This window comes from Nonomuraea cavernae, assembly GCF_014646355.1.
Classification (GTDB): Bacteria; Actinomycetota; Actinomycetes; order Streptosporangiales; family Streptosporangiaceae; genus Nonomuraea; species Nonomuraea cavernae.
Genome location: NZ_BMNH01000003.1, coordinates 19,586 through 44,538, shown reverse-complemented (window position 1 = coordinate 44,538; position 24,953 = coordinate 19,586). Strand labels below are relative to the sequence as shown.

Genomic DNA, 24,953 nt, shown 5'->3' with positions numbered 1-24,953 from the left:
CTGGCTATCCCTTTACTGACGCATGGGACGCAAGAAGCGTTCCACGACAGACCAAGGAGTTACCTTGAAGCGCATCCTCCTCCCCGCCGGTGGTGCCATTCTGGCCACCGGTCTCCTGGCCGCCGGCCTCGCCGGTACGGCTCAGGCCCAGAGCGACGTCGCCAGCGACCCGCTCGCCAAGACGGCCGCTCAGGCTGCTGAGACGCTGGACTTCTGGTCCAAGTCGAACTACGCCGCCCTGAAGCAGGCTGTCGCCTTCAACCCCGACGCCCTCGAGGTCAAGAAGATCAAGAGCGGCGGCGGGTATAGCTCCGACACCAAGCCGGGTGCTGTTCTCCCGATCGGTGAGGAGAAGAAGGTCACCGTCAAGACCCAGAACGTGAACCTGCCGAAGACCATCGGCAAGGTCTTCTTCGAGGGCCGTGACGGCAAGCTGTACTGGTGCTCCGGCACCTCCATCCAGTCGCAGTACCGCAACCTGGTCGCCACGGCCGGTCACTGCGTCTACGACATCGCCGGCAACGACGAGGTCGTGTCGCGCTGGGTGTTCGTCCCGGGCTACTACCAGGGCAAGGCTCCTTGGGGCCTCTACATCGGCAAGCAGGCGTTCACGCACTACGACTTCGATGTGTACGAGGACTTCGACCGCGACTACGCGTTCGTCACCGTGTACAACGGCATCGGCGGCACGCTGAACAAGCCGAAGCAGGTCACCAAGGCCGAGTTCGAGGCGTACAAGGGCGAGAAGTTCGCCAAGGACGTCGAGGTCTCCCGCGAGGAGTACCGCAAGGGCCGTCTCGACCCGAAGACCACCGACTCCTACTGGCGTCAGAAGGGCTCGAAGGCTGAGCTTGCTGGCCCTGACTACCCGGGCGCCGAGGTCACCAAGTACGAGGTGACCGAGAAGCAGTACAAGGCGGCTCCGGTTGGCAAGGCCAACGGCGCCAAGTTCGGCGAGCCTGTCGTCGAGCACGTGACGTACAAGGAAGCCCTCGCATACAAGGGCCCGGGTACCGTCAAGCTGGACCAGAACACCAACTCCACCATCACCCACTACTACGTGCAGATGTGGTACAAGCCGGGCGCGGACAAGAAGTTCTTCCGCACCGACTTCTTCACCGTCGTGCACGAGGTCAAGGACGTCGGTCGCCTGGGCGACAACGTCGGCGGCCAGGGTGTCGCGTGGAACCAGCCGACCGGTAAGTACGTCCGTACCTTCGGCTACCCCGCGGGCCCGCACCCCGACGGCAACAAGCCCTACACCGGCGTTACGCCGAAGTGGTGCTACGGCAAGACCCAGAGCAAGGTGCTGCAGGTCCCGGCCCGCAAGGTCGAGGAGCACCAGAGCTTCCGTTGCGCCGTGACCGCCGGTTACGACGGTGGCCCGTGGCTGTACAAGTACAGCAACGCCAAGCGTCTCGGCTACGTCACCGGTGTCACCAGCCTCATCGTGGACACCGACGGCAACAGCCGTTACGACACCATCACCTCGGCGCTGTTCGACGGTGAGACCTCCGCGATCTACAAGGCCGCTGCGGCCTCGTGGTCCGGCAAGCTCATCCCGTAGTTCGCTGCGGACCGAACGACGGCCTAGGTCGAAGTTCACCTGCTTCACCCGAAGGGCCCGGCTTCTGCCGGGCCCTTCGGCCGTTATTGGAGTGGAATTCCAAAAAGCCTTACCCGCGTGATCACTACGCCGATAGGGTCTTTACGCCAGACTTGTCCCCCTTGTGGAGTCCTCCCGTGAAGCGCCTGCTCATCCCCCTCGCCGCACTCGGCCTGAGCGCCGCCACCCTTTCCCTCCCCGCCGCCGCGGCCCCCACCTGGGTCAGCGACCCGCTGGCCCCCAAGGCCGCCGACGCCTACAGCAACGCCTCCTTCTGGCTCGACGCCAACGGCGCGGCGCTGAAGAAGGCGACCCAGTACCGTCTGGACGCCAAGGACGTGCCCAAGCTGGTCCGTCCGCAGACGCAGACCGCCGACGGCAAGCCGGGCATGACCGCCCCCACCGGCGACAAGCCCGTCGCCACCAGAACCAAGAACGTCAACCTGCCGAAGACCATCGGTAAGGTCTTCTTCCTCGACCGCAAGGGCGACTACCGCTACTGCTCGGCGACCTCCATCCAGTCCACTCACCGCAACCTGGTCGCCACCGCCGGCCACTGCGTCTACGAGCACGGTGAGGACGTCTTCGCCAAGTGGGTGTTCGTCCCCGGCTACCACCAGGGCAAGGCCCCCTACGGCGTCTACGCGGGCGCCTACGCCTTCACCGCCTACGATCTCGACACCTACGACGACTACGACGGCGACTTCGCCTTCGTCGCGGTGCACAACGGCTTCCGCCTCGCGGGCGAGAAGAAGGTGACGTTCCGCGAGTTCAAGGCGTGGCAGGGCGACAAGTGGGTCAAGCCGCACGAGATCACCGCCGCCGAGTACGCCAAGTGCGAGCTGGACCTGGGTGGCTGCTGGTCCGAGGGCAAGGACACGCCCGCCGACAAGGTCGGCCCCGACTACCCCGGCGCGGTCCTGGAGAAGGAGGAGGTCGACGCCAAGACGTACAAGGACGCCAAGGTCGGCAAGGGCAACGGCTTCAAGCTGGGCGAGCCGGTCACCGTGCCGGTCACGAAGGCCGAGCACGACGCGTACAAGGGTCTCGGCACCAAGGCCGTGGACAAGCGCGGCAACCACACGATCACCACGTACTACGTCCAGAAGTGGGTCAAGCCCGGCACGTCCCGCAAGTACTACCTGCCGGAGTACGTCATCGGCCTGGCCAAGGACGCCGGGCGGCTCGGTGACGTGGTCGGCGGCCAGGGCATCGCCTGGAACCAGCCGATGAACCAGCAGGTCATGGCCTTCGGCTACCCGTCGGCGCCGCACCCCGACGGTGACCGCCCCTTCACCGGCACCACGGCCAAGTGGTGCTCGGGCAAGACCGGCACCAAGACGTACCAGGTCAACACGTTCAAGGTCGAGACGCACCAGGTGCTCAAGTGCTCGATGACCGGCGGCGCCGACGGCGGCCCCTGGTTGCTCAAGTACGACAACAACAAGCGCACCGGCTACGTCAACGGTGTGACGAGCCTGTTCCACGACCAGGACGGCAACGACCGGATCGACTTCATCAGCTCCGCGTACTTCGACGGCGAGGTCGCCGACGTCTACAACAAGGCGAACTACACGGCGACCAAGAGCGTGGTCGGCCCCAACGGCGAACTGCCCAGCTGAGCCGGCTTCGGTTGAAGCCCGCCCTCCCCGGGGGCGGGCTTCGTCATGCCAGGGCGAGCTCCCGGGTGCGCTGCTGCAGCGCCACCACCGCCGGCTCCCGTTTGTACGGCTCCAGCCGCCTGCGCAGGTCGGCCGCGTAGGACCGCGACCTGGCCGACTGGAGCTCGCCGGCCAGGCTGAACGCGGTCGAGGCGACCTTGCACGCCTCGTCGAGCTCGCCGCACTGCAGCAGCCCGGCCGCCAGCAGCGACAGGTTGAACATCCGGCCCCGCACGAAGCGCCCGTCCATGTCGAGCGAACGACGCGCCTGGCGCACCACCCTCGGGCCGTCGCCGAGGTCGCGGAAGCAGTGGGCGAACTTGGCCGCCAGGTAGGCCTCGTCGAAGTAGCTCAGCCAGGGCGGCTCCTGACCGGCCACCCGCCGGTCGAAGGTCGTCTCGGCCAGGTGGAGGCTGGCCGCGCAGGAACGGGCGTCACCGAGCCCGGCGTGCGCGTGCGCCTCCAGCACCTGGCTGGACGACAGCAGCGTCGGGATGCCCGCCTGGCGGGCCGAGGCCTGGGCCGCCCGGGCGAGATCGAGCGCGTGGCCCGGCTGGCCCAGGTAGACGGCCTGGTGGGCCATGCCCGCCAGGATCTCGCCGCCCAGGGCGTGGTCGTCGGCTCCCCTGGCCAGGCGCAGCGCCTGGATCAGGTAGCGCTGGGCCAGGCCGTGTTGCTCCAGGTCGTAAGCCATCCACCCGGCCAGCCTGGTCAGCTCGGCGGCGGCCGCGGCTAACTCCTTGCCGGTCGCGTCGTCGTACGAGCCGTCCTTGAGGAGCGGCGAGACGGCGGAGTCGAGGTATCTGATCACCGACGAGCGGACCCGGCCGCCGCCGAACCGGTTGTCGAGCTCGCCGAACGAGCGGGTCACCTCGTGGATCGCGGCGATGTCGGCCCTGCCCACCCGCCGCGAGCCGCCACTGGCGACCCGGCTCTCCGCGGGCGCCGTCAGCCAGCGCACCGCGCCTACGGAACCCGCTCCTATCGCGAAGGTCGAGTCGATCAGGAATCTGCGTCTCTCGACATCGGCCCGCCACAGTGCAGTCACGGTCGCGATCCCCTCCTGCCACGTGTGCGTGAAGTGTTGCCCGAGATCGAGGGGCGTGATGATGGCCGGCATGCCCAGGTCCTCGGCGGACACCGGCCTGCCGAGTCTGAGCGCGAAAATCTCGGTGAGGAGGGACGGCACGGGGCCTCTCGGCCGCTGGCCCGCGATCCACCGCAGCACGGAACTGTGGTCGTACTTCAGCCCGGGTGTGCCGCGCGCGGCCCCCAGATCATTGAGACGTCTGGCCAGACCCTTGTGGGAGAAGCCCGCCTCCGCGATGAGCTGCTGTAGCAGTCGGTTGGATTCGCGTACCATCGCTTTCCTCGTCACAGGAGCCGGCGCCCGCATCCATACAGAGAGTTCCTGTTATAGCACGCTGAGTAAAGGAATCTTTGCCGCTTGCTTAAACTCAGCCGAACTCTCGCGGAAACGGGGCACCGGCTCCTGCGCGAGGAGAAGGCACGCGGGTGACGGGGCTACCGGCGGGCCACCCCGTCCTTCCTGGCCTGCTCGGCCACGGCGGCGATCACGGCGGGGGCGACCCGCTCGTCGAACGGGCTGGGGATGACGTAGTCGGCCGAGAGGTCGTCGCCCACGACCGCGGCGAGCGCGCCCGCGGCGGCGACCTTCATGTTCTCGGTGATCGCGGTCGCCCGCACGTCGAGCGCGCCGCGGAAGACGCCGGGGAAGGCCAGCACGTTGTTGATCTGGTTGGGGAAGTCGGACCGCCCGGTCGCCACGACCCTGGCGTGCCTGGCGGCCACGGACGGCTCGATCTCGGGCATCGGGTTGGACAGCGCGAACACGATCGCGTCGGCGGCCATGGAGGCGATGGCCGCCTCCGGCACGGTCGAGCCCGACAGGCCCACGAACACGTCGGCGCCGGCCAGGGCCTCCTCGGTGGAGCCCATGTGACCGGCCTTGTTGGTGTCGCGGGCCAGTGCCTCCTTGACGGGGTTGAGGCCCTCCCTGCCGCTGTAGATCATGCCCTTGGAGTCGGCCACCGCGATGTCGCCGATGCCGGCCTCCAGCAGGATCCGGGCCACGGCCACGCCCGACGCGCCGGCGCCGGCCACGACCACGCGCAGGTCGCCGAGGGAGCGGCCGGTGAGGCGGGCGGCGTTGGTCAGGGCGGCGAGCACCACGATGGCGGTGCCGTGCTGGTCGTCGTGGAAGACCGGGATGTCGAGCAGCTCGCGCAGGCGGTCCTCGACCTCGAAGCAGCGCGGCGCGCTGATGTCCTCCAGGTTGATGCCGCCGAACGAGGGGGCGAGCCGGACGACGGTCTCCACGAGGGCGTCGACGTCGGTGCAGTCGAGGCAGATCGGGACCGCGTCGACGCCGCCGAACTCCTTGAACAGCAGCGCCTTGCCCTCCATCACGGGCATCGCCGCGGCGGGGCCGATGTCGCCGAGGCCGAGCACGGCGGTGCCGTCGGAGACCACGGCGACCACGTTGGAGACCCAGGTGTAGTCGTCGACCAGCGACGGCGTGTCGGCGATGGCGCTGCACACGCGGGCGACGCCCGGCGTGTAGGCGAGCGACAGGTCGCCGGCGTCGCGGACGGGAATGGTGGAGCGGATCTCGATCTTGCCGCCGCGGTGCAACGCGAAGGCTGGATCGGCGTCGAGCGACGCGGCGGACGCGGAAGCGGGTGTGGTAGTCACAGAGAGACCCCAGTAGTCATCGGACGGACGAGAGACCTTCGTCAGACGGCGCGAGAGGCCTGGCTTCGGTAGCCGCCAGGATGCCCTCCCGATCGTCTCGTGAGGGGGTACGGGGGTCACCCGTTGGTCCATAGTGCCACATGGTGAGACGGCGGGCGGTCTCGGGTCCGACGCCGTTCTGTTCAAGCATTGTTGTTTCCTCGTGGACCGACCGATGCTAAAGGGCACTTAAACTGCACAAATACCAACTTTCGCGCCATATCACTACGAGGAGGCCCCTAGATGGCCCTCTGGACCAAGAGTCGCCGCGCTTCTGCCTTCGGCGCGCTCGCCTTGTCCACCGTCTTCGCCTTGTCCGCCTGTGGCAGCTCGGGAGACTCGACCACCGCCTCCACCGGCGCCAGCGCCTCCGCGGCCGGCGGCGCCCAGCTCGTCAACCCCGGCAAGCTGACCACCTGCACCAACGTTCCCTATGAGCCGTTCCAGTTCAAGGACGAGAGCGGCAAGGTCGTCGGGTTCGACGTCGACATCGTCGACCTGGCCGCCAAGAAGCTCGGCGTGACGCAGGAGATCGTCGACATCGACTTCGCCGTGATCAAGAGCGGCGCCGCGATGGCGGCGAAGAAGTGCGACGTCGCCGCCGCGGGCATGACGATCACCGAGGAGCGCAAGGCGAACATCGACTTCTCCGTCCCCTACTTCGACGCCACGCAGGCCCTGCTGGCCAAGAAGGGCACCGGCGCCAAGTCGCTCGATGACGTCAAGTCGATGAACCTCAAGCTCGGCGCGCAGGCCAGCACCACCGGCCTCGACTACGTCAAGAAGAACGGCTTCGACCCCACCGAGTACGCCGACTCCCCCAAGGAGCTGCTGGCCCTGCAGGCCGGCCAGGCCGACGTGATCGTCCAGGACCTCCCCGTGGTGCTCACCTGGCTGAAGAAGCCGGAGATCGCCGAGAAGTTCGAGCTGATCGCCAGCCTCGACACCGGCGAGCAGTACGGCGTGGGCCTGAAGAAGGGCGCCGACCCGGTCCTGCTCAAGACCATCAACGAGACGATCGAGGCGGCCAAGGCCGATGGCACCTACGAGCAGATCTTCGTGAAGTGGTTCGGCAAGAAGCCCGGTGAGCTGGGCTGATCCAGTGGCGGACCAGTCGGTGACGGCTGAGCCTGGCAAGGCCCGGCTCAGCCCTCGCAAGAAGCAGCGGATCAGCCGGGGCGTCCAGTACGCCCTGCTGGTCGCCATCGTCGTCGGCGTCGTCCTGTACGCGGACTGGCCGAGCCTGGCGCAGAACTTCACCAAGCTCGACGTGGCCGAGAAGGCTCTCCCCGAGCTCTTCACGATCGCGCTGCGCAACACGATGATCTACGCGGTCGGCGGGTTCGTCCTGTCCTTCGTGTTCGGGTTGCTGCTCGCGCTGATGCGGCTCTCGACCGTCGGGCCGTACCGCTGGATCTCCACGATCTACATCGAGATCTTCCGTGGCCTGCCCGCGCTGCTGATCTTCTTGATGATCACCTTCCTGCCGCTGGCGCTGCCCGGCTTCGAGGTACCGGGCGGCACCTTCGGCCAGGGCATCCTGGGGCTCGGTCTGATCGGCTCCGCCTACCAGGCGGAGGTCTTCCGGGCCGGCCTGCAGGCGGTCCCCAAGGGCCAGACCGAGGCGGCCAGGTCGCTGGGCATGTCGGCGTTCAGGGCCCAGCTCACCGTGGTGATCCCCCAGGCGATCCGGATCGTGATCCCGCCGACCACCAACCAGTTCGTCTCCCTGCTCAAGGACTCGTCGCTGGTGTTCTTCCTCGGCGTCTCCGGCCAGTACGTCGAGCTGGCCAAGTTCGGCAACGACCTGGCCTCCCAGTACGCGAACGCCACGCCCATCCTGGTGGCGGGCGTGACGTACCTCATCGTCACGATTCCGCTGGGCTACCTCGCGTCCCGGCTGGAACATCGCAAGGGGACCCGCCGATGACCCACGCCATCGAGATCAAGGACCTGCACAAGCACTTCGGCGACAACGAGGTGCTCAAGGGCATCGACGTCACGGTCGAGCCCGGGCAGGTGGTGTGCGTGATCGGGCCCTCGGGCTCGGGCAAGTCCACCCTGCTGCGCTGCGTCAACCTGCTGGAGCAGCCGACCCGGGGCCAGGTGCGGGTGCAGGGCGTCGACGTCACCGACCCCGACGTGGACATCGACGCCGTCAGGCGCCACATCGGCATGGTGTTCCAGCAGTTCAACCTGTTCCCCCACATGACCGCGCTGCAGAACGTGATGATCGCCCAGCAACGGGTGCTCAGGCGCGGCAAGAGGGCGGCGGAGGTCGTCGCCCGGGAGAACCTCGACAAGGTGGGCGTCATCGACAAGTGCGACGCCTTCCCCGCGCAGTTGTCCGGCGGGCAGCAGCAGCGGGTGGCCATCGCCAGGGCGCTGGCCATGAACCCCGACCTGATGCTGTTCGACGAGCCCACCTCGGCGCTCGACCCCGAGCTGGTCGGCGACGTGCTCGCGGTCATGCGCAAGCTCGCCGAGGAGGGCATGACCATGCTCGTGGTCACCCACGAGATGGGCTTCGCCCGCGAGGTGGCCGACCGGGTCGTGTTCATGGACGGCGGTGTGATCGTCGAGGACGGGCCGCCCGCCCAGGTCATCGGCGACCCTCGGCACGAGCGCACCCGCTCGTTCCTCAGCCGCGTGCTGCACCCCGAGGACTGAGGCTCCGGGGCGTCCCCGAGCGGACGCCCCGGCCGCTTTTCCGGGGCGCCCCCAGCGGGCGCCCCAGGCGGCTTTCCGGCCCGACGTGTAATACTCCGGTATGGACCTGACCTCTTACGCCGAGTGGGCGGTCCACCTGGTCAACGATCCCGAGCCGCCGCCCCACCTCGTAGAGCTGCGCGACGCGCTGGCGAAGGTCTTCGCCGCCGGCTCCGAGGCCGAGGTCGCGGCCCTGCTCAACAGGCTGCTCGCGCGCTATCCGGTGCGCCCCCGCCTGTCGGCCCACGACGGGCAGCGCTGGCACCTGCACCTGGCCGAGGACTCCGCCGCCAGCGCCGTGATGGGGCTGGCCGCGATGGTCGCCGAGCTGGGCGCCGACCGGCTCGGCCGGTGCCAGGATTCCCGGTGCCCGCGGGTCTTCCTCGACACCTCCTCCAACCGCTCGCGCCGTTACTGCTCGGCGCGCTGCGCCAGCCGGGCCAACGTGGCGGCCTACCGAGCCCGCCGCCGCGGCGGCCAGTAACGCAGCACCACCCGGCCCACGATGTCGTCGACCGGGCCGAAGTCCCAGCTGTCGCGGCGGCCGCCGGCCCGCTGGTTGTCGCTCTCCAGCCACCAGCCCTCCTTCTCGCGCCACGCGGCCCGCTTGACGATCAGCCGGCCGGGCTCGCCCGGCAGTCTGGCCACGACCACGTCGCCCGCGCGGACGGGCGCGCCTCGCCGTACGAGAAGCCAGTCGCCGGGAAGCAGCGCGGGGCGCATGGAATCTCCCTCGACACGCACCCTCATGGGCCGTGACCCCCTCCGCGTCAGGCCTTCGGAGCCGAGTAAGGTCGGTTAGTGGACCAAGCTGACTCAGCATCAAGGAAGGACTTTCCGATGCTCGCACGACTGCTACGACCCAAGCATGTCGCTTCCGCTCACTGCGACCTGCCCTGCGGTGTCTACGACCCCGCCCAGGCCCGGATCGAGGCCGAGTCGGTCAAGGCGATCATGGAGAAGTACGCAGGCAACGAGGACCCGGTCTTCCGCGCTCGCGCGCTGACCATCAAGGAGGAGCGGGCCGAGCTGGTCAAGCACCACCTGTGGGTGCTCTGGACCGACTACTTCAAGCCGCCGCACCTTGAGCAGTACCCCCAGCTCCACCAGCTGTTCTGGGACGCGACGAAGCTCGCGGGAGCGGCCGGCGCCAAGGGCACCGTCGACGTCGCCAAGGCCGACGAGCTGCTGGGCAAGATCGACGACATCTCCAAGATCTTCTGGGAGACCAAGGCCGCCTAAAACGGCATATAAGGCTCTGTGTGGTTACCAGGCCACACAGAGCCTTTTCCGTTGATGGCGAGTCTGAATCGTCCAAGCACCTCTCGGGGGCGGTAAGTTGCAGTCAGCGCCGTATACGCGAGGAGGAACGTGACCGAGGAAACGGAGATGCGAGTTGAGGGCGAGGCCGGCATCCGCGACGTAGTGAGCATCAGGCTCCCGGCCGCGAGTGCCTACCTGTCCGTGCTTCGCACGGCCACGGCCGGGCTCGCGGCGCGACTCGACTTCACGCTCGACGAGATCGAGGATCTGCGGATCGCGGTCGACGAGGCGTGCGCCATGCTCCTGAGCGAAGCCGTGCCCGGCACCGACCTGACCGCCGAGTTCGAGCTGACCGGGCAGGAGATGCAGGTCAGGGTCGAGGTCGCGACGGCGGGCACCTCCGCCCCCAAGCGTGACGACTTCGCCTGGATGGTGCTCACGGCTCTGGCCGACGATGTCGACGCGGTGACCGACTCCCCCGACCGCATGGCGATCGTCCTGCGTAAGCGCCGAGGCGCGGCGAGGCCGGCGTGACGGAAAGGACTGGAGCCATGGCCACCAGCGAACACGCCGTGCCCGACCGGGTGCGCGCTCGCAGGCTCTTCGCCGAGCTGGCCGAGCTGGGTCCCGAGGAGCCGCGCCGCCAGCGCATCAGGGACGAGCTGGTCGAGCTTCACCTTCCCCTGGTCGAATACCTGGCCCGCCGTTTCCGCAACCGGGGTGAGTGGCTCGACGACCTCACCCAGGTCGCCACCATCGGGCTGATCAAGTCGATCGACCGGTTCGACCTCAACCGCGGCGTGGAGTTCTCCACCTACGCCACACCGACCATCGTCGGCGAGATCAAGCGGCACTTCCGCGACAAGGGCTGGGCGGTTCGCGTGCCGCGCCGCCTGCAGGAGCTCAAGCTCTCGCTGACCAAGGCGATCAGCGAGCTCTCGCAGCGTGAGGGCCGGGCGCCGACGGTGGCCGAGTTGGCCGCCTACCTGAAGATGACTGAGGAGGAGGTGCTCGAGGGTCTTGAGTCGGCCAACGCCTACTCGACCGTCTCGCTCGACGCCCCCGACTCCGGCGACGACGACGCGCCCGCCGTGTCCGACTCTCTCGGCATCGTGGACGAGTCGCTGGAGGGCGTCGAGTATCGCGAGTCGCTCAAGCCGCTGCTCGAACGCCTGCCGCCGCGCGAGAAGCGCATCCTGCTGCTGCGGTTCTTCGGCAACATGACCCAGTCGCAGATCGCCACCGAGCTGGGCATCTCGCAGATGCACGTGTCGCGGCTGCTCGCCCGCACGCTGGCCCAGCTACGCGAGGGTCTGACCGCCGAAGACTAGTCCTCGCCGTAGAGAGCGTGGGTGGTGGGAGGGGCCAGCAGGGCGACGAGGCCGATCAGGGCCGCGACGATCACCGGGATCCCGAGGAGCAGCTGGTCGGCCTGGATCAGCGTCCACGCGACCGGGAGCAGGAAGATCTGCGCCAGCACGCCGGGCGACCTCCCCCACCGCTCCATTCTGAGCAGCCCGCCCCAGGCGACCCAGAGCAGACCCGCGCCGATCAGCATTCCGAAAGCCGCCTCGGCGAGCGCGGCCGTGAGGTTCTCCGCGTCGCCGCGCGCCGTCTCCACCCCGACGAACAACCCGAGCCCCAGGGCGACCAGCCCTTCCAGGGCGACGACGATGGCGGCGACAACCAAGCTCAGCGGACGCTTCGACACACCGAAACCCTATCCGCCCGGCCCCATGCCTCGTCCGACGCCCAGTCCCCCTATTGCCCACAAATGGGATCTTTGCGACAAGACAGACATCGATCAGCGGATACGCTGACGTCATGCGCGCGATGCTCCTGGTCAACCCCAAGGCCACGACCACGAATGCACGGACCCGTGACGTGCTCATCCGAGCCCTCGGCGCGGCCGTCGAGCTGACCGTCGAGCAGACCGGCTACCGGGGTCACGCCGCGACCCTGGCGAGCACCGCGCGGGCCAAGGGCTACGACGTGGTGGCCGTGCTCGGCGGTGACGGCACGATCAACGAGGCCGTCAACGGCCTGCTCAACCCGGTCGACGAGACCGCCGTCGCGCCCGCGGCCGACCCCAGCGCGGGGCGTCCCGCGGTGATCGTCATCCCCGGCGGCAGCGCCAACGTGTTCGCCCGCGCGCTCGGCCTGCCCAACGACCCGGTCGAGGCCACCGGAGCGGTGCTGGAGGCACTGCGCGAGAACCGTCGCAGGACCGTGGGTTTGGGCCAGGCCCTCTGGAACGACCAGAGCCGCTACTTCACCTTCTGCGCCGGGATGGGATACGACGCCGAGGTCATCCGCGCGGTCGAGGGGCTGCGCGGCTCCGGGCACAAGGCGACTCCCACGCGCTACGTGAACACCGCGTTGCGGCACTATCTCGCGACCGACAAGCGGCAGCCGGCGATGACCCTGACCGGCCCCGGCATCCCGGCCGTCGAGGGCGTGTTCATGGCGATCGTCTCCAACACCTCCCCGTGGACCTACCTCGGGAGCAAGCCGATCCATCCCACCCCGTGGGCGAGCTTCGAGACCGGCCTCGACCTACTGGGGCTCCAGCGCATGGGCCCCATAGCCTTGCTGCCTCTCATCCGGCAGATTCTCACGGAGCGTGACTCGCTTCCGTCGGGGAAACACCTCGTTCAACTGCACGACGAGTCCGAGTTCACCCTCACCGCGCGGCGTCCGGTGGCCTTCGAACTGGACGGAGACTACCTGGGTGAACGCGAGTCCGTAACGTTCCGGTCTACCCCGAACGCGTTACAAGTTCTGGTCTAGCCCGTTACATTCGGTCATTGTGTGACGCATCCGACATCCATCACCGACAAAACTTCGTGTCAACCCTCTTGCGTGCACTCTCCGTGGCTGAAAAGCTCAAGACTGACGTCGGAACGTAGGACCTTTGACAAACCCCAAGGTCGTTCCGGGGTCAGCGACCACAGGCCCGATCTTCACCAGGATCCGGGTCGTTGTTCGCGCGAGTTAGTGAATCTCTTCACAAAGTAGTAGCCGCACGGGGCCGACCCAAGGCCCCATCTACTAAGGAGTGGACGCATGGACTGGCGCCACCGAGCTGCCTGCCGTGACGTGGACCCCGAGCTGTTCTTCCCGATCGGCAACACCGGTCCGGCCCTCATGCAGATCGAGGAGGCCAAGCAGGTCTGCAGGTCCTGCCCGGCCGTCGAGTCCTGCCTGAAGTGGGCCCTGGAGTCCGGCCAGGACGCCGGCGTCTGGGGCGGGCTCAGCGAAGACGAGCGTCGTGCGCTCAAGCGCCGCACCGCGCGTGCTCGCACCCGAGCCTCCGCCTGACCGCCCCGCCCACAGCCGACCGGCCCTCCCCTGGCCGACCGGCGCGCCCCCACCCAAGCCGACCTGACCGAGCCGCCCCGCCCAGCGCGACAGCTTTCCCGCCGGGACCACGCCGCATCCGCCCTTGGATGCGACGTACAGGCTCACGCACAGCGCCGACCTCCACCCGCGAACCCGGCGTACGGACTCCGAGAGGGCGCCGCATCCCGCACGGGTGCGGCGCCCTCATCGATGGCGGGGCAAGGACCGCGCGTCGGGTCACGCGGCGGGAAGCGGGATCGAGAGGGTGACCTCCGTGCCGCCGCCCTCGCGCGGCGAGACCGCGAGCTTGCCCGACAGCTCCCCCTCGACCAGCGTGCGTACGATCTGCAGCCCCAGACTGGTGGAGCTGTCGAGGTCGAACCCCTCCGGCAGCCCCTGACCGTCGTCCCAGACGAGCACGTTGAGCCGGTCGGAGGACGGCTCGACCACCACCTGGAGCCGCTTCGGGCAGCCGTGCTGGAGGGCGTTCTGCAGCAGCTCGGTGAGCGCCATCGCCAGCGGCGTGGCGATCAGCGACGGCAGCACCCCGAACCCGCCGACCCGCCGCGGCATGACCGCCGCCTCCGGCGACGACACCTCGCCGGCCATCGCGATCACCCGATCCGCGATGTCGTCGAAGTCGACGAACTCCTCCGGCGCGTGGGACAGCGTCTCGTGCACGATCGCGATCGAGCCGACCCTGCGCACCGCCTCCTCCAGCGCCTCGCGTCCCTCGGGCACCTGAAGCCTCCTGGCCTGCAGCCTGAGCAGCGCCGCCACGGTCTGGAGGTTGTTCTTGACCCGGTGGTGGATCTCGCGGATCGTCGCGTCCTTGGTCATCAGCTCACGCTCGCGGCGGCGCAGCTCGGTCACGTCGCGGATGAGCACCAGCGCGCCGATGCGCCCGCCGCCGACGATCAGCGGGATCGCCCGCAGCTGCACGATCGTGCCGCCGGACTCGACCTCGGTCTCCTTGGCCGCCCGCCCGCTGGCCACGATCATGAGGTCCTCGTTGATCGGCTCGTCGGAGTAGCAGAGCGTCGCGGTCACCTTGCCCAGCTCGGCGCCCACCAGGTCGGCGTGCAACCCGAGCCGCCGGTAGGCCGACAGCGCGTTGGGCGAGGCGTACGTCACCCGGCCGCCCCGGTCGAGCCGGAGCAGCCCGTCGCCCACGCGGGGCGAGCGGACCAGGATCGGCTCGTCGCCGGAGAACGGGAAGCGCCCCTCGGCGACCATCTGCGCCAGGTCGGAGGCGCTCTGCAGGTAGGTGAGCTCCAGGCGCGACGGTGTCCGGGCCGAGGACAGGTTGGTGGAGCGCTGGATCACCGCGAGGAAGCGGCCCTCGCCGCTCGGAAGCGCACGGCGCACCGGGATGGTCTCCTCGCGCACCGGCACGCCGGTCGACCAGTCGGGGTCGCCCTCGCGGCAGATGCGCCGCTCGTTCCAGGCAGTGTCGAGCAGCGGGCGTTCGCCCTGGGCGGAGACGGTGCCGACGATGTCGTCGTGGTAGACGGTGGGACCGGTCGTCGGGCGCATCTGCGCGATCGCGATCCAGCCGCCCTCATGCCGCCGCCCCAGGTCGTCGAGGGACTCCTCCCCCGGTGGCACCAGCGGCGCCCACAGGACGAGGTCGGCGAACGACAGGTCGGCGAGCAGCTGCCAGTCGGAGACCAGGGAGTGGAGCCAGTCGAGGTCAGCCGCGTCGAGCGCGGTGTGACGGACGACGAGGTCGCTGAGAGTCGGCACGAGTGCATCATGCGTGCTTCTCACGGCAGGAACCAAACCGGCGGCTGGTTGAATGCGGGCATGGATCCCCTGGCAGGCCGCACGGAAGTCCGGTCCGGCGGGCCGAGCCGCCCGCGCCGCAGGGCGTACGCGTACGTGCGATCAACCGGCCTGTTTCGGGAATCTCACATTGTGAGAACCGTCACACCGCCCGCTTCGCCCGCATCGCCCGGATCCCCGTGCCGGGCCACCGGAGGTGTTCGAACCTTGGCCGATCCCGGCAGGTCACCGGCCGTCGAGCCGGGCCCGACGCCCGCCTCGGTTTCCGGGGCCGGCACCGCAGTGGATATCCTGCACCATCAGCCTGAGCTGCCCGGACACGCGCGTGCCAGGGTGGGTCCGCGGTCCCCTGTGGCCGGCGGACCCGGCCCACGGACGCGCGCGCCGGTGGGCGCGGTCGCCTCCGCGGCGCCCGGCCCGCCCGAGGCCGCACTCTCGGCCGACGCCATCTGTGCGCGGCCGGGAGCGCGCGTGGGACACCCCCGCCCTCCCTCGGTCCCGGCAGACCGCTCTTGCTTGCGGTTGACCGCTCGGGCCAATCTGAGTTCCGATGATCTCGCGGTGATCAGACACGCCCTCACCGCCGTGGCAGAAGTGAAGGTGAGAGCGTGACGGACGACGGCCCTCGCGTACCGAAGTACTACGACGTGAAGCGCAGCCTGCTGGAGCTCACCAAGAGCCTGTCCCCCGGCACCGCTCTGCCCCCCGAGCGGGCGCTGGCCGTGAAGTTCGAGACCTCCCGCACCACCGTCCGGCAGGCGCTGACCGAGCTGGTCGTCGAGGGGCGGCTGCTGCGCATCCAGGGCAAGGGCACGTTCGTGGCCCAGCCGAAGGTGGCGCAGGTGCTGCAGCTGACCTCCTACATCGGCGACCTGCGCACCGCCGGTCTCGAACCCGACACCAAGATCCTGGAGATCGGCTACATCACCGCCGACGAGGCGCTGGCCCGGCGACTGGCCATCAACCCCGGCGGCCGGGTGCTGCGCATCCACCGGCTGCGGCTGGCCAACGGCGAGCCCGTCTCCATCGACACCACCCACCTGTCCGCGCGCCGCTTCCCCAGGCTGCGCCGGGAGCTGGAGGTGCACTCCTCGCTGTACGAGACGCTGCACAACGCCTACAACGTGCGGCTCACGGACGCCGAGGAGATCATCGAGACCGTGCTCGCCACCCCCTACGACGCCAAGGCCCTGGGCGTCGACGTCGGCCTGCCCATGCTGCTGCTCACCCGCCACGCCTTCGACGCCGACGGCCACCCCGTCGAATGGGCCCAGTCCCTCTACCGCGGCGACCGCTACAAGTTCGTCACCCGGCTGCGCCGGCCGTGACCCCGGGCCGGGACACCGGTGTCTAGGCTGGTCAGGTGAGCGTTCTCATCGTCACCGGCACTGACACCGGGGTCGGCAAGACGGTCGTGACCGCCGCCGTGGCGGCGCTGGCCCGCCAGCGGGGTTCCAGCGTGGCCGTGGTCAAGCCGGCGCAGACCGGGGTGCCGGCCGGCCGGCCCGGTGACGTCGACGAGGTGATCCGGCTGTCCGGGGTGACGACCACCTTCGAGCTGGCCCGCCACCCGGCGGCGCTGTCGCCCGCCGCGGCGGCCAGGGCGACGGGCGCGCCGCCCGTGTCGCTGTCCCGGGCGGCCGAGCTGGTCGCGGAGCTGGCCGAGAGCAACCGGCTGGTGCTGGTCGAGGGCACCGGCGGGCTGCTGGTGCGCTTCGACGAGGACGGGGCGACCGTGGCCGATCTGGCCCGGTCGATCGGCGCGCAGCTGCTGGTCGTCGTCCGGGCCGGGGCGGGCACTCTCAACCACACCGCGCTCACCCTGGAGGCGATGGCCAACCGCGGGCTCGACCTGGCCGGAGTCGTGATCGGGTCGTGGCCCGCCGAGCCGGGCCCGGCCGAGCGGAGCAACGTGGCCGATCTGGAGATGCTGGCCGCGCGTCCGCTGGCGGGCGCGCTGGCCGCGGGCTCAGGGGCGCTGGACGCGGCCGAGTTCGCCGCCGAGGCGCGCAGAGGGCTGGCCGCCACCTTGGGAGGCGCGTTCGACCCCGCCGACTTCAGAAGGACGCTCAGGCTCGCGCGCTGACGTCGCCGCCCACCCGGGTCAGCAGGCCGCCCTGGGGAGGCGGCAGACCTTGACCGTCATCTTCTCCGCCTGGGCGATCAGTCCGCGGAACTTCCTGATGGGCAGGCTCCTGGTCGGGACGGCCGACTCGCCGACGACGTAGACCGCGGCCCCTCTGCGCACCGCCACGGCGTGCTCGCCGTTCTCGAAGAAGAGGCCGCCCGCCCGCAGCCCCTCGTCGCCCACGGCGACCGGCTTGGTGAAGTAACGGTAGCGGTGATAGCCCTTGCCCACGTCCGCGCAGCGCGCCAGCTCGGCCCGCAGCCCGCGCATCGCCTGCTTCGCCTGCCGCACGTTCTTGTAGACGACGAACTGCTCGTACTTCATCCGGTCCTCGGAGCTGTAGGTGACCGTCCGCGCCGCGATCCGGCCGGTGTCCCACGCCTTCTTGCGGAAGCAGGGGTTGAGCTGGATCTGCCGCTTGGTGGAGTCGCTCGTCCGGTACGTCTCCCACGCCTTGGCCGGGGGGTGCGACTCCATGAACAGCAGGCCCTTCGGCAGCCCGCTCCCGCCGCCCAGCATCGCGGCCGCCGTGACCACGGCCAGTCCCATCTGGAACATCAGAACCTCCCCATAGTGGCAACAACAGGTGAGATGTCCGGTGCTGCGGATTCGTTCAGATATATCGGGACTTGTTGGCGCGATGGGGTGATGATGCAGGCATGGCAAAGGCGATCGAACAACCCGTACCCGGCATCATGGTGGGCCACGGCCTCCTCGCCCGCCGCAACGGCGTGGCCCAGCCGGTCGAACGGATCGTGCACGACGGCGACACGATCAACATCGCCGCCGACGGAAACTTCGGCGTCCGGCTGCTCGGCGTCGACGCGCCCGAGGTGAGCTTCGAACTGCCCCGCAACCCTGACTTCCCCGACTTCCCCAAGGGCTTCACCGCCATCGGGCATCCCGCCTGGACGACGTTCCTGACGGACCCGTTCGCCAAGGGCTTTCCGGAACTCACGCTGCGCACCGCCCTGCACGGTCACCTGGCGTCCAGGCTCGGCCCGGCGGCGGCGGCCAACCACGCCGCGCACGCGGCGCCCGCCACCCAGGCGCTCAGGGACATGATCAGCGGCGACCTCACCGAGCAGGGGCACACCGAGAGCACGTTCAAGCTGAGGCTGGCCTTCGCGCACGAGGTCCTCGACAGGTACGGCCGGCTGCTCTGCTACGTCAACCGCGAGCAACGGGACAAGCCCCGGCCCGACCCCTACAACGAGCGGCTGCTCGCGGCCGGCCACGTGCTGCCGTACTTCATCTGGCCCAACGTCGACCCGTTCGTCCGCCAGGAGGGACGGGTGGCAGACGCGGTGCCGGCGCCCGGCGGCGCCCGCCGGATCGCCGAGGCCGGGGCACTCGGGCGGGCCAGGCACGCGGTGCGACGGGCCCGCGAGAGCGGCCTCGGCCTGTGGACCCCCGCGAACCCGCTCGCCCTGCTGCCGTTCGAGCTGCGCTTCCTGGCGCAACGCCGGGCGCCCGACCGCTACGTGCTCGACCTGTCCGACGACGGCAGGGAGCTGCTGCACCCCCAGAGCTACTTCCGGGTCCCCAACCCGGAGGACCGGCTGTACGTCAACGCCGAGCACGCCCCGCTGTTTCGCGAGCGGGGATGGTCGGTGCCGCCGCTGTGAGGGTGGGGCTAGCCCCACCCGGCAGCCGCACACCAAGCCCATGTCGCGGATCACCCGCCGCTCAATACGGTTGAGACATGAAAGTCCCCCGTCCGTGGTCGGCACGGGCCTGGCAGGACACCGCGCACGTGATGACCGGTCCCCTGGTCGCCGCGGTCCTCGCCGGCCTGACCCTCATGCTGGCCGTGGCTCCGCCCATGCTGCGCCGCGGCGTGCCGTGGTTCACCCGGGTGCAACGCTCCCGGTTCGCGGCCTTCCTCGGCGCCCGCATCCCGCCGCTGCCGTCACCGGCCTCCTGGCGCAGCCCGAGCACCTGGCGGCAGATCGGCTACCACCTGCTCTGCCCCGTGGTGAGCGGTCTGGGCGCGCTGCTCGTGGCCGGCGCGTGGGGCGGATCCGTGGTGGGCCTGACGGGGTTCGCGCAGCCCGCGTTGCAGCCGCGGCCACTGGAGTTCACCTTCGACCTCAGAAATCCGGTCGTGGCCGCCGTCTACTTCCTGATCGGGGCGACGCTGCTGCTGCTGGCGCCCATCCTGGCCCGGGCCATGGCCTCGTTCGACCTGGCGGTGGCGCGCGCGATGCTCGAACCCAGCCGTGACGAGCTGGGCCGGCGCATCGAGACGCTGACCGAGAGCCGCGCCGGGATGGTCGACGCGGCCGACGCCGAGCGCCGCCGCATCGAGCGCGACCTGCACGACGGCGCCCAGCAGCGGCTCGTCTCGCTGGCGATGAACCTGGGGCTGGCCCGCGCCACGCTGACCGACCTGCCCGAGCCCGCCCGCGTGGCCATCGAGCAGGCGCACGAGGAGGCCAAGCAGGCGCTGAAGGAGCTGCGCGACTTCGTCCGCGGCCTGCACCCGGCGGTCCTCAACGACCAGGGCCTGGACGCGGCGCTCTCCGGCATCGCGGCGCGCGCCCCCCTTCCGGTACGCCTGCGCGTCGACATCGAGCGCCGCACCTCGCCCACGATCGAGGCGGTGGCGTTCTTCACCGTGTCCGAGGCGCTCACCAACATCGCCAAGCACGCCGCGGCGACCCGGGCCGAGGTGACCGTACGACGCGAGGGCGACCGGTTACGGCTGCTCGTCCACGATGACGGCCGCGGCGGGGCCACGCTCGCGAGCGGCACCGGGCTGCGCGGCCTGTCCCAGCGGATCCGCTCGGTGGACGGCACCCTGCGGCTGACCAGCCCGTTCGGCGGGCCGACGACGATCGAGGTGGACCTGCCGTGCGAGTAGTTCTTGCCGAGGATTCCGTGCTGCTGCGCGAGGGGCTGATCAGGCTGCTCGACGCGGCCGGCATGCGGGTGGTGGCGGCCGTGGCCGACGCCGAGGGGCTGCTGCGCGCCACCGAGGAGCACCAGCCCGAGCTGGTCGTCACCGACGTGCGGATGCCGCCCACCCACACCGACGAGGGGCTGCGGGCCGCGCTGGTGCTGCGCCGCCAGCGCCCCGGCCTGGCCGTGCTGGTCCTGTCGCAGTACGTGGAGGAACGCTACGCGGCCCAGCTGCTCGCCTCGGCGACCGGCGGCGGCGTCGGCTACCTGCTCAAGGACCGGGTGGCCGACGTGGCCGAGTTCATGGACGCGCTGCGCCGGGTGGCGGCGGGCGGCACCGCGCTCGACCCGGAGGTGGTCGCCCAGCTGCTGCTGCGCGGCCACAGCGACCCGCTGGACCGGCTGACACCTCGGGAGGGCGAGGTGCTCAAGCTGATGGCCGAGGGCCGCTCCAACGCCGGCATCGGCCAGGAGCTGGTCCTCAGCGAGGGAGCCGTCGGCAAGCACATCGGCAACATCTTCACCAAGCTCGACCTGCCCCCGGCCGAGGGCGACCACCGGCGGGTGCTGGCCGTGCTGCGTTTCCTCAAGGTCAGGAGCTCGGCATGAGGAAGGTCTGGCTGGTGCTGGGAGCCGTGACGACGGCGTTCACCCTGATGGCGTTCACCATCGGCATGTGGCACGGGTTCGCCAAGGCCAAGCCACCGCAGGAGTCGACCCGCCGGTCCATTCCCTTCGCCCTGTCCAAGCTCCGGCTCGACGCCGAGCGGGGCAACGTGAGCCTGCAGGTCCTGCCGGGCGAGGCGGGCGAGCTCGTGCTCGAACGCTCGCTGCGCTGGTCGGCCGAGAAGCCCGCGGTCTCCGAGGACTGGGACGGACGCACCCTGAAGCTGAGCGCGGTCTGCCCCGGCTCCGACCGGTTCGATCCGCCGCTCTGCGAGGCCGACTACACCCTGTACATGCCCCCCGAGACGGACCTCGAGGCCACGACCGTCAACGGCCGGCTCGACCTGACCGAGCTCCGGGGCGACATCCGGGCGACCTCGGCCTCCGGCCTGGTGCGCGTCACCGGCGCGCGGGGCGACCTCCGGATCCGCAGCGGCACGGGCGACGTCCACGCCGACGGGCTGACCGGCGACCACGTCGACGTGGAGGTGGGCTCGGCCACGGTGCTGCTGTCGTTCCACGCCTCGCCGTCCGACCTGCGGGCGGTCGCCAGGGCCGCGGGCGACGTGCACGTCATCGTGCCGCCTGAGCTCACCTACGACGTGACGACCGACGCCCTGCAGGTCGACGCCGACGTGCTGACCGACAAGGAGTCGCCGAGGAAGATCACCGCGTCGACACCGGACGGGGACATCTTCCTCTGCTGCCGATGAGCTGCCGATGAGCTGCCGATGGATGGCGGGTGGACCGCCGGTGGGCCGCCGAAGAGCCGGCGGAGCTTGGCGGGCTGTTTACCCGCGTGACGGGTTGGTAGGTTCCCCGCATGGAGTCTGCGAAGCACGCCGGTGACGCCGCCGTCGCCGTGTCCAAGGCCTATGGCGTCGAAACCATGTTCACCCTTTCCGGAGGTCACGTCTTCCCGCTCTACGACGGGGCCGTGCACGAGGAGATGCGCATCCTCGACGTACGCCACGAGCAGAGCGCGGTGTTCGCCGCCGAGGCCACGGCCCGGCTGACCAGGAAACCCGGTCTGGCCGTCCTGACCGCCGGGCCCGGCATCACCAACGGGGTCAGCGGTGTCGCGACGGCCCACTTCAACGGCTCCCCGGTGGTGGTCATGGGCGGCCGCGCGCCGCAGTCCCGCTGGGGCAGCGGCGCCCTGCAGGAGATGGACCACCCGCCGCTGCTCGCCCCGATCACCAAGCTGGCGTTCACCTCCAGCGGCGCCGAGTCGATCAGCCAGGACGTCGAGTCGGCCTTCCGCACGGCCGTGGCGCCGCATCGGGGTCCGGTCTTCCTCGACTTCTACATGGACCACCTGTTCGCCCCGTCGGCCGTACACGAGGTCCAGACGCAGTCGCCGTCGCCCCTGGAGCCCGACACCGACGCGCTGCGCGACATCGCCCGGCTGATCGCCGAGGCCGAGCGGCCGGTGCTCGTCTACGGCTCCGACGTGTGGATGGACCGCGCCGAGGAGGCCGCCCGCGACTTCGCGGAGAGCCTTCGGCTGCCGGTCATCCCCAACGGCCAGGGCCGCGGTATCCTGCCCGCCGGCCATGAGCTGCTCGTCACCCGCGCCCGCGGCGTCGCCTTCGCCCAGGCCGACCTGGTCATCGTGGTGGGCACCCCGCTCGACTTCCGCCTCGGCTACGGCTGGTTCGGCGGCAAGGAGGGCGCCCCGCTGGCCAAGGTGGTGCACCTGGCCGACGCGCCGTCGCAGCTGGCCACGCACATGCAGCCGGTCGCCTCCGCCGCCGGCGACCTGTCCGTGGTGCTCTGGAGCCTCGGCACCGCCTGCGGTGAGGCCGGCGTGAAGCCGGCGCGGTACGCCGACTGGGTGAGCAGGCTGGCCGAGACGGCCGCCGCCGCCATCGCCGGCGACGCCGAGCTGCTGGCCTCCGACAGCGACCCGATCCACCCGATGCGCATCTACGGCGAGCTGGGCAAGGTGCTCGCCGAGGACGCCGTGGTCATCGGCGACGGCGGCGACTTCGTCTCCTACGCGGGCAAGTACGTCGAGCCCAGGCAACCGGGCAACTGGCTCGACCCGGGCCCCTACGGCTGCCTTGGCACCGGCCTCGGCTACTCGATCGCGGCCCGCCTGGCCAGGCCGTCGTCACAGGTGGTGCTGCTGCTGGGCGACGGCGCGGCGGGATTCTCGCTGATGGACGTCGACACGCTGGTGCGCCACCGACTTCCCGTCGTCATGATCTGCGGCAACAACGGCATCTGGGGGCTGGAGAAGCACCCGATGCAGATGTTGTACGGCTACGACGTGGCCGCCGACCTGCAGCCGCAGTGCCGCTACGACCAGGTGGTGACGGCGCTCGGCGGCGGTGGCGAGCTGGTCACCAAGCCGTCGGAGATCGGGCCGGCGCTCCGCCGCGCGTTCGACTCCGGGATCCCCTACCTGGTCAACATCGCCACCGACCCGCAGATCGCCTACCCCCGCACCACCACGGGCGTCTGACGAGGCTACTGCTGCTTCCCGGCCGTCTGGGTGACGGTCGGGGTGGGGGTGGCCGAGGGGCACGCCCCAGCGGGGATGAGGACCAGCTTGACCTTCTGCTTGATGTCCAGCTTCGTCCCCCCGTTGGGGAACGACTGCCCGACCTTGAGGCACTCGAGAGGCACCTCGCCCCGCGTCTGGTCGTCGATCTGGATCTTGAAGCCGGCGGCGCTGATGAGCCTCTGCGCCTCGGGGTAGGGCATCTCCACCACGCGCGGCACCTCCCTCTTCACGACCGGCTTGGGACTCGGTGACGGGGACGGCGACGCGTCGGTGGACGGCGTGGGCGTGCGCGTGGGGGTTGGAGTACGGGTCGGCTCCTGGGTCTGTTCGGGGCCGGGCTCGGGCTCCTGCCGGATGGTGGGCACCTGCTTGGACGGCTTGATCGTGGGAGTGTGCTTGGTCCGCGACGTGGTGGGCGTCTTGATCTTCCCGGTCGCGCCGACGTCGGACGTGGTCATCGTCGGAGCCGGCTCCTCACCCGCGGGCATGCCCGTCAGGGCCACCGCGCCCGCGCCCAGGCCGAGCACCACCGCGGCGGCGATCCCGGCGACCAGCCCGCCCCTGCGGGAGCCCTTGGCCGCACGCCTGCCGCCCTGCCTGGGCCCGGCCACCGTGGCGTGGTCGGAGGGGGTCTGGTGAGCACCGGTCTGGTAGGCCGCCATCGGCGGCGCCATCGTGGCTCCGGTGGACGGCGGCAACGCGGCGGGCACCTCGCCTGCGGCGATCTGGCGAGCCACCTCGCTCATCGTCTTGGCCGTCGGGTAGCGCCGTGCCGGGTCCTTCGACAGCGCGCACTCGACCAGCGCGCGCACCGGCGGCGGCACCTCGGCCGGCAGGGGTGGCGGCGCCTCGCGGATGTGCTTGAGCGCGATCGTGACCGCGCTGTCACCGTCGAACGGCCGCTGGCCCACGAGGCATTCGTACGCGACCACGCCGAGCGCGTAGATGTCGACGGCGGGTGTCACCGGCGCGCCCTCGGCCTGCTCCGGCGCGCAGTAGGCGGCGGTGCCGAGCACCATGCCCGCGTCGGTGAGCTTGTTGGCCAGGTCGGAACGGGCGATGCCGAAGTCGGTCAGCACCAGCGTGCCGTCACGCTGGACTAACAGGTTGCCCGGCTTCACGTCGCGGTGCACGATCCCCCGATCGTGGACCGCCTGCAGCGCCGAGGCCGCCTGCGCGATCAGCTCCATCGCGGGCTGCGGAGGGATCCTGCCCAGGCGGGCCAGGAGCCTGTCGAGCGGCTCACCGTCGACGAACTTCATCACCAGGTAGACGGTGTCGCCGCTCACCCCGTAGTCGTAGACGTCCACCACACCCGGATGGTTGATCGTCGCCATCGCCCGCGCCTCAGCCTGGAAGCGCGCCACGAAACCGGGATCATCCATGCGGCCCGGGAGCAGCACTTTGACGGCGACGGTGCGGGCCAGGACGATGTCCTCGCCTCTCCACACCTCACCCATGCCGCCGGCGCCGATGCGGGTATCCAGGCGATACCGCCCCGCCAGCGTCGTCCCTTGGGCCACCATGACTCCCCCGTTACCCCCCTACCTCTCCAACCCCTGAGAACCTCAAGAATCTCAAGAAAGCGGACTTGTGTCGCGGCAAGGTCACGCAGAGATCACG

The 24,953-nt window shown here is 70.1% G+C and carries 25 protein-coding genes; 18 read left to right on the top strand and 7 right to left on the bottom strand.

Annotation, left to right across the window (positions count from 1 at the left end):
• Positions 1 to 64: 64 nt before the first annotated feature.
• Both IEY82_RS07045 and IEY82_RS07040 read left to right on the top strand, forming a co-directional pair.
• Positions 65 to 1,567: a trypsin-like serine peptidase gene (locus tag IEY82_RS07045; protein WP_189123194.1), complete on the top strand. Its 1,503-nt coding sequence runs from the start codon at positions 65 to 67 to the stop codon at positions 1,565 to 1,567.
• A gap of 176 nt (positions 1,568 to 1,743) precedes the next feature.
• Entirely contained in the window at positions 1,744 to 3,228 is a 1,485-nt protein-coding gene (locus IEY82_RS07040; protein WP_189123193.1) for a trypsin-like serine peptidase, read from the top strand.
• Positions 3,229 to 3,271: 43 nt separating this feature from the next.
• Here the strand turns inward: IEY82_RS07040 and IEY82_RS07035 are convergent, their stop codons facing one another.
• Positions 3,272 to 4,630: an NsdA family TPR-like regulatory protein gene (locus IEY82_RS07035; protein ID WP_189123192.1), complete on the bottom strand. Its 1,359-nt coding sequence runs from the start codon at positions 4,628 to 4,630 to the stop codon at positions 3,272 to 3,274.
• A gap of 161 nt (positions 4,631 to 4,791) precedes the next feature.
• Entirely contained in the window at positions 4,792 to 5,982 is a 1,191-nt protein-coding gene (locus IEY82_RS07030) for an NAD(P)-dependent malic enzyme (RefSeq protein ID WP_225262359.1), read from the bottom strand.
• Between the two features lie 282 nt (positions 5,983 to 6,264).
• Here IEY82_RS07030 and IEY82_RS07025 point away from each other — a divergent pair, with 282 nt between their 5' ends.
• The 4 genes from IEY82_RS07025 (at position 6,265) to IEY82_RS07010 (ending at position 9,214) form a co-directional block, all read left to right on the top strand.
• Positions 6,265 to 7,119, top strand: coding sequence for an ABC transporter substrate-binding protein (locus tag IEY82_RS07025; RefSeq protein WP_189123190.1), 855 nt, complete (start codon positions 6,265 to 6,267; stop codon positions 7,117 to 7,119).
• A gap of 19 nt (positions 7,120 to 7,138) precedes the next feature.
• Positions 7,139 to 7,951: an amino acid ABC transporter permease gene (locus IEY82_RS07020; RefSeq protein ID WP_225262358.1), complete on the top strand. Its 813-nt coding sequence runs from the start codon at positions 7,139 to 7,141 to the stop codon at positions 7,949 to 7,951.
• Positions 7,948 to 8,691 (top strand): amino acid ABC transporter ATP-binding protein, encoded by a 744-nt coding sequence (locus IEY82_RS07015; protein ID WP_189123189.1) that lies wholly within the window; start codon positions 7,948 to 7,950, stop codon positions 8,689 to 8,691. The genes IEY82_RS07020 and IEY82_RS07015 overlap by 4 nt, the downstream gene beginning before the upstream one ends.
• A 100-nt stretch (positions 8,692 to 8,791) precedes the next feature.
• A complete protein-coding gene (locus tag IEY82_RS07010; protein ID WP_189123188.1) occupies positions 8,792 to 9,214 on the top strand; it encodes a CGNR zinc finger domain-containing protein in 423 nt (140 codons plus the stop codon).
• Here the strand turns inward: IEY82_RS07010 and IEY82_RS07005 are convergent.
• Positions 9,184 to 9,504, bottom strand: a complete 321-nt coding sequence (locus IEY82_RS07005; RefSeq protein ID WP_225262487.1) for a S24 family peptidase — start codon at positions 9,502 to 9,504, stop codon at positions 9,184 to 9,186. The genes IEY82_RS07010 and IEY82_RS07005 overlap by 31 nt on opposite strands.
• A 66-nt stretch (positions 9,505 to 9,570) precedes the next feature.
• On the opposite strand from IEY82_RS07005, the gene sodN reads away from it, so the two are divergent.
• From sodN to IEY82_RS06990, 3 genes are all read left to right on the top strand, one after another.
• A complete protein-coding gene (gene sodN / locus IEY82_RS07000; protein ID WP_189123186.1) occupies positions 9,571 to 9,972 on the top strand; it encodes a superoxide dismutase, Ni in 402 nt (133 codons plus the stop codon).
• A 129-nt stretch (positions 9,973 to 10,101) separates the two neighbouring features.
• Positions 10,102 to 10,527, top strand: coding sequence for an ATP-binding protein (locus IEY82_RS06995; RefSeq protein WP_372459688.1), 426 nt, complete (start codon positions 10,102 to 10,104; stop codon positions 10,525 to 10,527).
• Between the two features lie 17 nt (positions 10,528 to 10,544).
• Positions 10,545 to 11,324, top strand: coding sequence for an RNA polymerase sigma factor SigF (locus tag IEY82_RS06990; protein WP_189123185.1), 780 nt, complete (start codon positions 10,545 to 10,547; stop codon positions 11,322 to 11,324).
• Here the strand turns inward: IEY82_RS06990 and IEY82_RS06985 are convergent.
• On the bottom strand, positions 11,321 to 11,704 hold the full coding sequence (locus IEY82_RS06985) for a hypothetical protein (RefSeq protein WP_189123184.1): 384 nt from the start codon (positions 11,702 to 11,704) through the stop codon (positions 11,321 to 11,323). The two genes, IEY82_RS06990 and IEY82_RS06985, sit on opposite strands and share 4 nt — an antisense overlap.
• 113 nt (positions 11,705 to 11,817) lie before the next feature.
• Between IEY82_RS06985 and IEY82_RS06980 the strand changes: the two genes are divergently transcribed.
• Both IEY82_RS06980 and IEY82_RS06975 read left to right on the top strand, forming a co-directional pair.
• Complete coding sequence (locus IEY82_RS06980; RefSeq protein WP_189123183.1) at positions 11,818 to 12,783, top strand: diacylglycerol/lipid kinase family protein; 966 nt, start codon at positions 11,818 to 11,820, stop codon at positions 12,781 to 12,783.
• A gap of 276 nt (positions 12,784 to 13,059) precedes the next feature.
• A complete protein-coding gene (locus tag IEY82_RS06975) occupies positions 13,060 to 13,314 on the top strand; it encodes a WhiB family transcriptional regulator (protein ID WP_189123182.1) in 255 nt (84 codons plus the stop codon).
• Positions 13,315 to 13,572: 258 nt separating this feature from the next.
• On the opposite strand, the gene IEY82_RS06970 is transcribed toward IEY82_RS06975, so the two are convergent.
• Positions 13,573 to 15,081 (bottom strand): PAS domain-containing sensor histidine kinase, encoded by a 1,509-nt coding sequence (locus tag IEY82_RS06970; protein WP_189123181.1) that lies wholly within the window; start codon positions 15,079 to 15,081, stop codon positions 13,573 to 13,575.
• A gap of 647 nt (positions 15,082 to 15,728) precedes the next feature.
• On the opposite strand from IEY82_RS06970, the gene IEY82_RS06965 reads away from it, so the two are divergent.
• Entirely contained in the window at positions 15,729 to 16,448 is a 720-nt protein-coding gene (locus IEY82_RS06965) for a GntR family transcriptional regulator (RefSeq protein ID WP_189123180.1), read from the top strand.
• A 35-nt stretch (positions 16,449 to 16,483) separates the two neighbouring features.
• Positions 16,484 to 17,206 (top strand): dethiobiotin synthase, encoded by a 723-nt coding sequence (bioD, locus tag IEY82_RS06960; protein WP_189123179.1) that lies wholly within the window; start codon positions 16,484 to 16,486, stop codon positions 17,204 to 17,206.
• A gap of 18 nt (positions 17,207 to 17,224) precedes the next feature.
• On the opposite strand, the gene IEY82_RS06955 is transcribed toward bioD, so the two are convergent.
• On the bottom strand, positions 17,225 to 17,806 hold the full coding sequence (locus tag IEY82_RS06955) for a hypothetical protein (protein WP_189123178.1): 582 nt from the start codon (positions 17,804 to 17,806) through the stop codon (positions 17,225 to 17,227).
• 101 nt (positions 17,807 to 17,907) lie between these two features.
• Between IEY82_RS06955 and IEY82_RS06950 the strand changes: the two genes are divergently transcribed.
• The 5 genes from IEY82_RS06950 to IEY82_RS06930 all read left to right on the top strand — a co-directional run bounded on the left by IEY82_RS06950 (position 17,908) and on the right by IEY82_RS06930 (position 23,288).
• Positions 17,908 to 18,876 (top strand): thermonuclease family protein, encoded by a 969-nt coding sequence (locus IEY82_RS06950; protein ID WP_189123177.1) that lies wholly within the window; start codon positions 17,908 to 17,910, stop codon positions 18,874 to 18,876.
• A 77-nt stretch (positions 18,877 to 18,953) separates the two neighbouring features.
• Positions 18,954 to 20,114, top strand: a complete 1,161-nt coding sequence (locus IEY82_RS06945) for a sensor histidine kinase (RefSeq protein ID WP_189123176.1) — start codon at positions 18,954 to 18,956, stop codon at positions 20,112 to 20,114.
• Positions 20,105 to 20,761, top strand: coding sequence for a response regulator (locus IEY82_RS06940; RefSeq protein WP_189123175.1), 657 nt, complete (start codon positions 20,105 to 20,107; stop codon positions 20,759 to 20,761). The genes IEY82_RS06945 and IEY82_RS06940 overlap by 10 nt, the downstream gene beginning before the upstream one ends.
• Positions 20,758 to 21,531: a DUF4097 family beta strand repeat-containing protein gene (locus tag IEY82_RS06935; protein ID WP_189123174.1), complete on the top strand. Its 774-nt coding sequence runs from the start codon at positions 20,758 to 20,760 to the stop codon at positions 21,529 to 21,531. Before IEY82_RS06940 ends, IEY82_RS06935 begins: the two co-directional genes overlap by 4 nt.
• A 110-nt stretch (positions 21,532 to 21,641) precedes the next feature.
• Positions 21,642 to 23,288 (top strand): acetolactate synthase, encoded by a 1,647-nt coding sequence (locus IEY82_RS06930; protein WP_189123173.1) that lies wholly within the window; start codon positions 21,642 to 21,644, stop codon positions 23,286 to 23,288.
• Positions 23,289 to 23,293: 5 nt separating this feature from the next.
• Here the strand turns inward: IEY82_RS06930 and IEY82_RS06925 are convergent, their stop codons facing one another.
• Complete coding sequence (locus tag IEY82_RS06925; protein ID WP_189123172.1) at positions 23,294 to 24,856, bottom strand: protein kinase domain-containing protein; 1,563 nt, start codon at positions 24,854 to 24,856, stop codon at positions 23,294 to 23,296.
• Positions 24,857 to 24,953 lie beyond the last annotated feature (97 nt).

What these genes read in the sequence shown, in the direction of transcription:
- IEY82_RS06945 (WP_189123176.1), top strand. Translation starts at nt 18,954, where the DNA reads ATGAAAGTCCCCCGTCCGTGGTCGGCACGGGCCTGGCAGGACACCGCG.
- IEY82_RS06950 (WP_189123177.1), top strand. Translation starts at nt 17,908, where the DNA reads ATGGCAAAGGCGATCGAACAACCCGTACCCGGCATCATGGTGGGCCAC.
- IEY82_RS06930 (WP_189123173.1), top strand. Translation starts at nt 21,642, where the DNA reads ATGGAGTCTGCGAAGCACGCCGGTGACGCCGCCGTCGCCGTGTCCAAG.
- IEY82_RS06935 (WP_189123174.1), top strand. Translation starts at nt 20,758, where the DNA reads ATGAGGAAGGTCTGGCTGGTGCTGGGAGCCGTGACGACGGCGTTCACC.
- IEY82_RS06980 (WP_189123183.1), top strand. Translation starts at nt 11,818, where the DNA reads ATGCGCGCGATGCTCCTGGTCAACCCCAAGGCCACGACCACGAATGCA.
- IEY82_RS07035 (WP_189123192.1), bottom strand. Translation starts at nt 4,630, where the DNA reads ATGGTACGCGAATCCAACCGACTGCTACAGCAGCTCATCGCGGAGGCG.
- IEY82_RS06925 (WP_189123172.1), bottom strand. Translation starts at nt 24,856, where the DNA reads ATGGTGGCCCAAGGGACGACGCTGGCGGGGCGGTATCGCCTGGATACC.
- IEY82_RS07025 (WP_189123190.1), top strand. Translation starts at nt 6,265, where the DNA reads ATGGCCCTCTGGACCAAGAGTCGCCGCGCTTCTGCCTTCGGCGCGCTC.
- IEY82_RS07010 (WP_189123188.1), top strand. Translation starts at nt 8,792, where the DNA reads ATGGACCTGACCTCTTACGCCGAGTGGGCGGTCCACCTGGTCAACGAT.
- sodN (WP_189123186.1), top strand. Translation starts at nt 9,571, where the DNA reads ATGCTCGCACGACTGCTACGACCCAAGCATGTCGCTTCCGCTCACTGC.
- IEY82_RS06990 (WP_189123185.1), top strand. Translation starts at nt 10,545, where the DNA reads ATGGCCACCAGCGAACACGCCGTGCCCGACCGGGTGCGCGCTCGCAGG.
- IEY82_RS06955 (WP_189123178.1), bottom strand. Translation starts at nt 17,806, where the DNA reads ATGTTCCAGATGGGACTGGCCGTGGTCACGGCGGCCGCGATGCTGGGC.
- IEY82_RS06975 (WP_189123182.1), top strand. Translation starts at nt 13,060, where the DNA reads ATGGACTGGCGCCACCGAGCTGCCTGCCGTGACGTGGACCCCGAGCTG.
- IEY82_RS07015 (WP_189123189.1), top strand. Translation starts at nt 7,948, where the DNA reads ATGACCCACGCCATCGAGATCAAGGACCTGCACAAGCACTTCGGCGAC.